Below are 10,509 nucleotides of genomic sequence, written 5' to 3'. Positions count from 1 at the left end.
CAAGCAGGGAGGTTCAAGGCCTGCAGGTGTGCCAGAGCGCGAAGGGCTTGCGCAGGTTCAGAAGGCTGTAGAGTATTTGGGGAGTGCTAAAGCCAAGAGTGCCTTGCTGGACAACATAGCCAGCAACATTCATGCTGGGCAACAAGGCAAGCATGTGCTGAGGCACAATAATTTTATTCCCGGACGCTGTGGATCCTCAAAAACTGTTAAATGGTGCTCATGCAGGAGAGTTTCCTATCGTAGGTTATGCTCTCGAGGTCAGCCAATAGTAAAGCCAGCGGAATATCATTCCGATCCGCATACGCATACTTACGAATATGGTCCTGGCTATGGCCCCAAGGGCAAAGAGACGAGAATAAACAATGACTAGTATTTCGGAGTTGAATGAGTTGCTTGCCGCTCATAATTGCTTGCATGCAATCAGTATTCAGTTGAGTGGGGAAGGAATGACTTATGACTTGTCTCTGTCGATTTCGTCCTCTGAAGAGGTAGGGGTTGATGTCTTGCGTATCAAATTCCTTGACATAGCCCAATTCGCGTGCCGTGATTTTGGCGGCGGATTGACTCAGTTGATGCATCTGAGCGTGGATAAGCTGGATTCCGGCTTTGACAGAATGCGTTATCAATTGAGCGATCTTGAGGATAATAAATTATCGTTTTGTTTTTCATCATTTTCAGTTGATTAGATGCTGTCTAAGGCGATTCGCTGGGTCTCCATGATCGTGACGGTGGTTCGTATGTCACAACCGCATGAAAAAAGCCCCCAGGCGCATCACGCCAGGGGGCATTCTCATACCGTCAGCTTCAGAAATCGGCTTTGAGCGTGACGGTGTAGTTGCGCGGTTCGCCATACACATTGCTCGCGTTCAGCCAACCGATGGAAGAGTAGTACTTCTTGTCGAACAGGTTGTTGCCGTTGAGGGCGACGCTGAAGTTCTGGTTGATCTGGTAAGCCACGCGTGCGTTCCAGATGGCATACCCAGCCTGCTCGATCTTGTCGATGCCGTTGGTGCCGCCCTGGTTGGTGTTGTGGTTCTTGCTCTGGATGTTGGCGCCGGCACCGACGGTCCACTGGTTCAGCTCGCCAGGCAGGTTGTAGTCACCCCAGAAGCGCAGCAGGTGGCGTGGCGTGTAGCTGTTGAAGGTAGCGCCGGAAGACGAGCTGCCATCACCCGGGTCGTTGAGAAACTTCGTCGAGGTGTAGGTGTAGCCGGCAAACAATTGCAGGCCGGCCAGCACTTCGCCGCTGATTTCCGCATCGAAGCCTTCGGCGCGTACCTTGCCACCAGCCACGTAGCAGTTGGTTTCACCGTCCTGCCCGCATACCGACGAGTAGTCGTACTGGGCGCGGTTCTTCTGGTCCACGCGGAACACCGCGAAGCTGGTGTTGACCCGGCCATCCATCAGCTCGCCTTTCAGGCCGATCTCGTAGTTGGAGCCCTCGATCGGCTTGAGTGGAGCCAGGTCTTCGGTCAGTTCGGTCTGCGGCTTGAAGATGTCGGCGTAGCTGACGTAGGCCGACCATTGATCATTCAGTGCGTAGATCAGGCCGCCGTACGGAGTGACTTCGCCGGTTTCCTTCGCATGTGAAGGGTCTGGCGATGTGGTGGTGAAGCGCGTCAGTTCATAGTCGTACTTGTAGTTGCTGACCCTTGCGCCGAGCACCAGGGTCAGCGGGTCGATCAGCTTGTAGCGCATCACGCCGTACACGCCATTCTGGCGAATCTTGGCCTTGGAAACACCGGCATAGGTGGTGCTGAGCATTTCATCCAGGGTGGGTTCGCGCGGCGAGACCGGGTCGTAGATGTTCATCGGGCCGAGGTTGAGCAGGCCGCCTTGTAGGTCGTCGGTGCGCAGGTCGCTGGCGTTGGCACCCACCACTACCTCGTGCTCCAGGCCGAAAGCGCGCCATTTGCCAGTCAGGTTGATGTCGGCGCCCTGGTTGATGTTCTCGAAATCATACAGATAGGCCCGCGACTGCATGCCGCTACCGGTGGCCGGGTCGACGGCGCCACGGCCGAAGCTGTAGAAAATGTCGTTGGTCTCGCGGATGTAGCTGCCGGAGGCTTTCAGGCGCCAGTCTTCGTTGAAATCGTGGGTGATATCGGCGAAGTAGGTAGTCTGCTTGTTGTTCCACTTGTTCCAGTCGGCACCGGTGAAGGTGGAGCGGCTGACGTTCACCGCACTGCCGTCCTTGTTGCGCGGCAGGCCGCCGAAGTAGGGCGTCGAGTGCAGGTCTTCGACACTGGCGCCGGCGGCGACCGTGGTGGAATCGTTGAGGTCGTACTCGAGAATCCCGTACAGCACGTTCTTGCGGCTTTCTGCCGTGTCGTAGAAGTAATCACGGTCCTCATGGCCGGCGACCAGGCGCCCGCGTAGCCGGCCATCGGCGGTCAGCGGGCCGCTGGCGTCGATGGTCTGGCGATAGGTGTCCCACGAGCCGGCGCTGGCGGTGATGGACAGGGACGGTTCGGCCTTCGGGCGTTTGCGCACCAGGTTGATGGCCGCACCGGGGTTGCCGCTGCCTTGCAGCAGGCCGTTGGCACCGCGCAGGATCTCGACGCGGTCGTACAGCAGGGTGTCGGAGGTGAAGCTGCTGCCGATGCCGTAGTAGCGGCGGTCCAGCGGCACGCCGTCGTACTGGATGGTCTCCACCTCGAAGCCGCGCGAGTAGATGTACTTGCCGCCGGACGGGCTCTGGTAGGTGGTGATGCCGGTGGTCTTTTCCAGCACCTGGTCGAGGGTGTCGAGGCGCTGGTCGTCCATCGCCTTGCGGGTGACCACGCTGACCGACTGCGGGATGTCCTTGAGGCGGTGGGTGCCCTTGCCGATGGTCACCGCGTTGGACGTGTAGCTCCCCGAGTCCTCGGTGGTGGCATCGAACTGGCGCCCGGAGATGTTCACCGGGTCCAGGTTCAGGGCGGAAGCATCAGCCGGCCCGCTCAGGGTGATGGTGTGGCCATCGAGCTGGTAGGTCAGGCCGCTGTCGCGCAGCAGCAGGCGCAGGGCCTGTTCTGGCTCCATGTTGCCCTTGACCGCAGGCGCCGGCGTGTTGTGCACCGCGTCCGGGCTATACAGCAACTGCAGATTGGCCTGCTTGGCCAGGGTGTTGAGTGCCCCCACCAGCCCTTGCGAAGGAATATCCAGCGCGACCGGCTCGGCGTGCGCTGCCATGGAGGCTGCCAGCGCACAGGCCAGCAGCGACGGAGGGAGGATGGCCAGGGTTTTCCTGCGAACCGCCCGGGCGAGCGGCGAAAGCGTGGTAATGGTCATGCGGATACTCAGTGTTAGCAGATAGATTACTTATGAGTTTTATTTGCATTTATGTAACGTGCCGGCTCCCCAGAACCGGAAAAATCAATGTGAAAATGCTGTGATTGGTTCTTCCACCCGTTTGCCGTCGCGCAGACGCAGCAGGTGGTCGGCCACGTCGAAATAGCGGTCGTCGTGGCTGATGACGATGATGGTCTTGCCCAGGCGCTTCAGTTCCGGCAGCAGTTCGGTGTAGAAAATGCGCCGGAAGGTCGGGTCCTGGTCGGCGGCCCATTCGTCGAACACCAGCACCGGGCGTTTCTCCAGCCAGGCGTTGACCAGCGCCAGGCGCTTGCGCTGGCCGGTGGACAGGTCGGTGGTGGTGAAGGCGCCATCGCGGATCTGCACCTTGTGGGCGATCTCCAGCCGTTGCAGGTACTTGCCGGCGTCCTCGGGCAAGGCCTGGCCGTCCTGCAGCAGGTCATCGAACAGGTAGTAGTCGGCGAACACCGTGGTGAACAGCTGGCGGTAGTCGTCGCGGTTGCTGGCGGTGACAGGTTCGCCGTCGAGCACGATCTCGCCTTCATGGGGGGCGTACAGGCCCAGCAGCAACTTGATCAGCGTGGTCTTGCCGCAGCCGTTCTCGCCGACGATGAACAGGATGTCACCCTGCTCGACGCGCAGGTTGATCGGCCCCAGGGCAAACGGCGCGGCACCGTCCACCGGCGGGAACGCGAAGCGCACATTGCGCAGTTCGAGGCTGCGAATCTGCCGGTCAGGGACTTCAGGGGCGTCGAGCAGCAGGTGCGGCTCGGGCGACGAGAACTGGGTCGACAGCTCGGCAATGCGGCGGAAGGCGATTTGTGCGCGGCTGACGATGGGCAGGGTCGAGACCAGGTGTTCCAGCGGCCCTTTCATGAACAGCAGCACCAGTACGAAGCCGCTGGTGACCTTGGGGTCGGTGATCAGTTCGGCCTGTTGCAGGGCCAGCACCAGGCCGATGACCACGAAGAACAGCATCGAGCCGAGGCTCTTGGCAACCACGAAGATGTTGATCGAGCGGATATGGGTGTCGCGGATGAAATTGGCGGTGCGGCTGATGCGCTCGTCGAACATGCGCTGGCGACGCGGGCGGCTGATGCGCAGCTCCTTGGCCCCGGACGCGACGCCGCTGTAGTGCCGCTGCATTTCGTCTTCCGCCTCGCGGGCGGCATGGAAGCCGCGGATGCCGCGCACGCGGGCGATGTACTGCACGGCGGTGCCGATCAGGATGGCGCAGGCGGTGATCAGGAACATCGGCCACGACAACTGGGCCAGGTAGCCGAGGCAACCCAGGGTCACCGACAGGGAAATCGCCAGCGGCGCAAAGGCGAAGGCGAAGTCGCTGATGGTGTCGACGTCGTGGGTCAGCACCGGGATCAGGCGGTGGCTGCGGTAGCGCTCGATCTGCTCGATGGGGGCGCTGAGCACCTTTTCACCGAGGTCGCGGCGCAGCCTGGCGATCACATGCTGGCCGACATAATTGGTGCCGATGTCCGAGGCGATGGAGGCGCACAGGGCAAGCAGGCAAATACCGGCGAACGCCAGCACCACGCCCCAGGTGATGGCGCCGGGGGCATGCAGCAGGTTGTTGATGTTGGCGAGCAGCAAGGTGATGCACAGGCCGCCGACGATCCCCAGCACGACGGCCAGGGCGACGATCAGTCGGTAAGGCTTGAGCAGGCCGAGGAGTTCGCGGAGTGCGCCAGGGGTCGATCGGTTCATGGTGAGTTCCTGGTGGGTACGCGGATGCGGTTCTGGCGCTGCGCGCGGCGAGCACCGTGTGGGCGGGTTGCCCAGTGAAAAGACGTGTGAGGGGGGCTGTGATTTAGCCGGCCCGGGCCGTGCGCCTGGGCCAGTCAGGTAGCGCGCAGAGGGGGGCGATCAGAGCTCGCGGGCTACCCGGAAGCCCAGCCAGTCCCCGCGCACATAAGGTTCGCGGTAGTTGCGGTTGCCGGAGCGGGAGAACACCGGGGCTTCGCTGTAGTCGTTGCCGCGGATGTGGTTGTATTCGCAGCTTGCTTCCATCCACGCGCTGCCATCGGTGGGGGCGCCGACATAGCTGTCGTGTCGGCAGTCGGCGACCCATTCGTAGACGTTGCCGTGCATGTCGTACAGGCCGAAGGCGTTGGCCGGGAAGCTGCCGGCGGGCGAGGTGTAGTTGTAGCCGTCGGCGGCGCCGTAGGTGTTGGCGTGCTGGGCGATGCTGTATTCCTTGCCTTCATCGAAGGGGAACGGGAACGGGCCACTGGAGCCTGCGCGAGCGCCATATTCGCGCTCGGCTTCGCTGAGCATGCGGTAGTGCTTGCCGGTCTTCTTCGACAGCCAGGCGACGTAGGCCTTCACCTCGTCATAGCTGATGCATACTGCCGGTTGCTCGGGGCCTTGCGGGTAGCTGGGCTTGCCGTTGCTGCAGCGGCGGCCTGGGCGGTCGTCGCCGTCGGGGAGGGTGACCTTGGCGTCGCGCTGCCAGGCCTGCAACTGTTTGGCCTGCACCTGGAACTGGCTGATGGCGAAGGGTTTGGCGAAGGTCACGGTGTGCATCGGGCCTTCGTCCGGCTGGCGGCCGACTTCGTCGTCGGGCACGCCCATGGTGAAGCTGCCGGCGGGCAGCACGACCATCTGCGGGCAATCCTTGCAGTCCTTGAACGTTTTGCCGGGTGTGTGTGCGTCGGCGGCAAAGGCCGGGGCGCTGGCGAGCAGGGCGGCCACCAGGGCCAGGGGCTTGAACATGTGCATGGCGGTTCTCTTGAAAGGCAAAAGGTCAGGCGAGTTGCGGGGCGAGAATGGCCATCACCCGGTCGATCTCGGCTTCGTCGTTGAGCAGGCTCGGGGCCAGGCGCACCACCGGGCCGACGTCACGGTCGACGGCATCGCTGATCACCTTGTTGGCCATCAGGTGGCGGGCGACGGTGTCGCAGTCGCGGCCTTCGACGCGGAAGAAGGTGAAGCCGGCGGAGAGCTGGCTGCTGCGCGGCGTCACCAGCCGCACCTTGGGGTGCTCGGCGAGGCGCTGCTTGAGGTAGTCGTTGAGCTGGTGCACGCGGGCCTGGACATCGGCCTTGCCCAGTTGCAGGTGCAGTTCGAATGCCTTGCCCAGGGCCAGGCGATGGTCGAAGGCGTGGTAGCCACCCGGAGTCATCAAGGTGCCGAAGTTCTCACCCTTGGTGAAGGTCGGCAGGCTGGGCACCAGATAGGGCAGGGGCTTGGCTTCGCGGGCGATGATCACGCCGGTTCCGCGTGGGCCGAACAGCCATTTGTGGGTGCCGGCGATGAAGTAGTCGCAGTTGAAGTCGGCAAAGTTCACATCCTCGATACCGAAGCCGTGCACGCCGTCGACCACGTAGATGATCTGGTCCTGCTCGTCACGGCCCTGGTTGAGTGTTTTCACCAGTTCGCCGACTTCACGGATCGGCAGCTTGACGCCGCTGCCGGACTGCACCCAGGTCATGCCGAGCACTCGGGTTTCAGGGCGTATCGCCTGACGGATATTGCCGAGCATTTCGTCCACCGAGGCCAGTTGCGGCTCCTTGAACAACGTCACGCGGCGCACCTGGGTGCCCATCAGCCGCTCGCGGTAGGCCAGGCGGGTATTGGTGGAGTAGTGCTCGTGGGCACTGACCAGGATCTCCTTGCCCGGCGCCACCTGCAGGCCGCCATAGATCATCGACAAACCTTCGGTGGTGCTGCCGGTCAGGGCCACCTGGCCTGGCTGCACGCCGAAGTAGCGGCCGGCCCAGGCGCGCACTTCATCTTCATAGCCCCAGAGCTCTTCGCGGTCCCAGTCGACCATTTCGCCCGGGTTCTGGTCCAGCCGCGCGCGGAAGCGGGCAATGGCTTCGCTGACCACACGGGGGTGGGAGGCGAGCAGGAAATTGCAGAAGTGCAGGTAGGCCGGGTCCAGGTCGAACTGCTGGCGCAGGGCCTGCCATTTGTTCAAGCCGGTTTTTGCCACCGGCGTGGCTGCCAGTGCGGTCTGAGCCAGACTGCCAGTCAGGGGGAGTGCCGCGGCAAGTAGGCCAGCCTGTTTGAGAAAGCTGCGACGGTCGTTCATCAGCCGCGCTCCGCCTGGGTGTTGGCACCTGGTTTGGCCAGGCGCTGTACTTCTTCCCACACCCGCAGGAAGTTGCCACCCCACAGCTTGGCGATGTCGGCGTCGGAGTAACCGCGCTGGATCAGCTCGGCGGTGACATTGCGCGACTCGCCAACATTCATCCAGCCGGTGACGCCGCCACCGTCGTTGAAGTCGGAGGCGATGCCGACATGGTCGATGCCGATCTTGCGCACGGTGTAGTCGATGGCGTCGACCATGTCCTTGACCGTGGCGCGGGGTTCTTCGTCGAGGATGGCGTACAGCGCGCTGGCGTACTCGCCGAACTTCTTCTCGGGCCAGATGGAAATGATCGCGTCACCCGGCATCAGGGCGTTGGCCAGGCCGTTCAGCGGTTGCAGGTCGAAGCGCTTGCGCAGGGCATTGAGCTTGTCCACGGTGCCCTGGCTCAGGGGCTTGAGGTAGGCCGGGAAGCCCACCACCTGCACCACACCGCCGCTGTGCTTGATTGCCTGCAGCTCGTGGTCGCTGAGGTTGCGCGGGATGTCCACCAGCGCACGCGGTGCCGAGTGGGAGGCGACCATCGGCGCCCGGCTGAGGCGAGCAACGTCTTCCAGGGCCAGGGTGGACATCTGCGACACGTCGATGATCACCCCCAGGTCGTTGAGCCGGCCGACGGCCTGCTCGCCCAGCGGCGACAGGCCGCCGAGGGCGTCGGGGGTGTCGTTGAGGAACGGCAGCGGGCGCGAGGAGTCGGCCCAGGCGTTGTTGCCCACGTAGCTGAAGCCGAACATGCGCATGCCGCGTGCGGCCCAGGTGTCCAGGGCATTGAGGTCGTGGCCCAGCGGGTAGGCATTGAGCATGCTGAGGAAGATCGCGAACTTGCCTTCGCCGTGCAGGCGACGGAAGTCGGCGGGGGTATAGGCGATGGCGACCTGGTTGGGGTAGTCGCGAACCATGCCGGTGAGGATCTTGTAGCGCATCTCCTGTTGCTGGCGCGCTTCGTCGACGAAGGCGGCGGTCGGGCGATGGGGGGCGTTCGGGCCATTCCAGATTTCCGGCCAGCCGAAAATCGTCAGCGCCGCGCCCGAGAGGCGACCGCGGCCGGCCTTGACCAGGTCGAACTGGCCGCTGCCATCCTTGTCGGCTTCCTTGCCTTCGGTGCCGAAGTTCAGCGGCACGGTGATGTGGCTGTCGAAGGAGAGGATGCGCTCTTGGAGTTCTTCGGCATGTTTCATCACCTCGCGCGGGTAGCCGGCCGGCAGGTAGATGAAGAAGTACCAGGCCGCGGCGCCCGCGAGCGCGAGGATCAGCGCCAGGGCAGCGAGGTAGGGGGCCTTGCGCAAGCGTGTCGTGTTCATTGCCATCCCGTTGGTTGCAGGGTCGATGCGGTTGCGGCAGCCGCGATCACGGGGCTTGCCTGTCACGGAGGGACGAGCGCGACAGCGGGAAATTTAGCGGCGTGCTGCCGGTAAATTTGCCGGGCGGCGTCTCGTTCTAGCTCGATAGGCGTGGCTGACACGGATACGGATGTGGCGATGAGGTTTTCCAGGCGTGGGTTCATGGTGGGGCTGGCGGTGGCCGGGGCGGCGGGTTCGGCAGCGTGGTATGCGCGCCAGCCGCGCGACCATGATGAAAAACTCAAGAAAGACGAGGTCGAGACCCCCGGCGAAGCCACGGTAACGGCCGCCGCAGGGACGGGCGTGCGCATCGCCGACACGCTGCGCGGCATCTGGGACCTGCGCTTCAGTGGTGCCGAGGCCGGCCTGGACGGCTTGGCGCTACAGGGCGTGCAGATGCTGCTCGATGTCGGCCCGACGGGCCGCTCGCTGCGCGGCTTCATCGACGTGGCGGACCGCCTGCGCGGCAATGATCAGCCGCGCTACCGGGTGCTCGGCGAGCTGGTCGCTGCCGATGCCGGCAAGGTCCGCTGGCGCCTGGTGCCGGCCGGGGCATCAGCGCCGAGCCATGAACTGGAGGCGATCCTCGATGAAGTTTGGGCGTCCTGGGGCAACGCTGGCGCGGGTACCTTGACCGGGCGCATCCGCCGCATCGACCGGCCATTGCTGAGCCCTGAGCCGGACAACCACTTCGTCGCCAGCAAGCGCGCTTTCCCCGAGGCCCGTCAGGTCACGCCGCTGGCGCCAGCGCTGATGACCTGGCTGAACTCCCCCGAGCACCGTCTGTTCCACCAGGTGTGGCATGCCACCCGGGACAAGTGGCACCGCCTCGACGACGACAAGCGCGATGCCCTGCGCGGTGCCGGCTGGCAGCCTGGCCCGCGTGACGCCGAGCGCGGCGCACGTGGGCGGCGCAAGCACCTCAATGGCTCCGGTGAGGACTTCTTCTTCATGCACCGGCACATGCTGGGGCACGCCCGCGGCCTGCAACCTGACCTGCCGAACTGGACGCAATTGCCGCTGCCGTCACCGCAACTGGAGTACGACCGGCTGGGGTTCATCCGCTACCAGGAAAACCATGACGGTAACTCGGTGCCGCCGGCCTGGGTCGCGGCCAATGATGAAGCACTGAGCCAGTGGCTGCATGGCATCAAGGCGGCGGAGACGTTCTTCAGCAATTTCCAGGTCTGGGAGTCGCAATATCAGGACCCGGACTACCTCAGCCGCCTGACCCTGGGGCAGTTCGGCTCGGAAGTGGAGCTGAACATCCACGACTGGCTGCATATGCGCTGGGCGACCGTCACCCGCGACCCGTCCAACGGCGCGCCGGTGATGGGCGATCGCAACCAGACGGACTATGCGGCGCGCTGGTTCCGTGAGGAAAACGACTTCCTTGGCGACCCGTTCTCGTCACACGTCAACCCGGTGTTCTGGCGCTTCCATGGCTGGATCGACGACCGCATCGAGGATTGGTTTCGCGCTCACGAGCGCGCCCACCCGGGGGAGGTGCAGCGTCGCGAGGTCAATGGGGTGTCGTGGTTTGCGCCGGGCCGCTGGGTGCAGGTTGGCGACCCGTGGCTTGGGCCGATGACCCATGGCTGCGGGGGGATTTCCGATGCCGGGGGCGGGGCGGGGGAGATGGAGGTGGAGGCGATGAAGCTGGCGTTGCGCATTGCCTTCAGTGGTGAGCGGGATGTTGGTGAGCTGCTGCGGCGTACGCCGCGCAGGCCTTGGTATGCGCGGTATATGAAGTTGCCGGAGGGGGCG

The 10,509-nt window shown here is 63.8% G+C and carries 7 protein-coding genes; 2 read left to right on the top strand and 5 right to left on the bottom strand.

Annotation, left to right across the window (positions count from 1 at the left end; translation table 11 throughout):
- The first annotated feature begins 362 nt into the window (after positions 1–362).
- Positions 363–686 carry a hypothetical protein gene (locus F6X59_RS27295; RefSeq protein ID WP_256669497.1) on the top strand — a complete coding sequence of 108 codons (324 nt, stop codon included), beginning with the start codon at positions 363–365 and terminating at the stop codon, positions 684–686.
- Positions 687–804: 118 nt separating this feature from the next.
- Here the strand turns inward: F6X59_RS27295 and F6X59_RS27290 are convergent, their stop codons facing one another.
- The 5 genes from F6X59_RS27290 to pvdM all read right to left on the bottom strand — a co-directional run bounded on the left by F6X59_RS27290 (position 805) and on the right by pvdM (position 8,703).
- On the bottom strand, positions 805–3,273 hold the full coding sequence (locus F6X59_RS27290; RefSeq protein WP_152959176.1) for a TonB-dependent receptor: 2,469 nt from the start codon (positions 3,271–3,273) through the stop codon (positions 805–807).
- Between the two features lie 84 nt (positions 3,274–3,357).
- Positions 3,358–5,016, bottom strand: a complete 1,659-nt coding sequence (locus F6X59_RS27285) for a cyclic peptide export ABC transporter (protein ID WP_152959175.1) — start codon at positions 5,014–5,016, stop codon at positions 3,358–3,360.
- 159 nt (positions 5,017–5,175) lie between these two features.
- Positions 5,176–6,030: a formylglycine-generating enzyme family protein gene (locus F6X59_RS27280; protein ID WP_152959174.1), complete on the bottom strand. Its 855-nt coding sequence runs from the start codon at positions 6,028–6,030 to the stop codon at positions 5,176–5,178.
- Positions 6,031–6,055: 25 nt separating this feature from the next.
- Positions 6,056–7,345 (bottom strand): pyoverdine-tailoring periplasmic protein PvdN, encoded by a 1,290-nt coding sequence (gene pvdN / locus F6X59_RS27275; protein ID WP_152959173.1) that lies wholly within the window; start codon positions 7,343–7,345, stop codon positions 6,056–6,058.
- Positions 7,345–8,703, bottom strand: a complete 1,359-nt coding sequence (gene pvdM, locus F6X59_RS27270) for a pyoverdine-tailoring dipeptidase-like protein PvdM (protein WP_152959172.1) — start codon at positions 8,701–8,703, stop codon at positions 7,345–7,347. Before pvdM ends, pvdN begins: the two co-directional genes overlap by 1 nt.
- A 177-nt stretch (positions 8,704–8,880) precedes the next feature.
- Here pvdM and F6X59_RS27265 point away from each other — a divergent pair.
- A partial coding sequence (locus F6X59_RS27265; protein ID WP_152959171.1) for a twin-arginine translocation signal domain-containing protein occupies positions 8,881–10,509 on the top strand: 1,629 nt, incomplete at its 3' end.

The organism is Pseudomonas sp. MN1F, from assembly GCF_009391885.1.
GTDB lineage: Bacteria > Pseudomonadota > Gammaproteobacteria > Pseudomonadales > Pseudomonadaceae > Aquipseudomonas.
The sequence above is the reverse complement of the archived record's forward strand: the minus strand, read 5'-3'. Positions and strand labels throughout refer to the sequence as shown.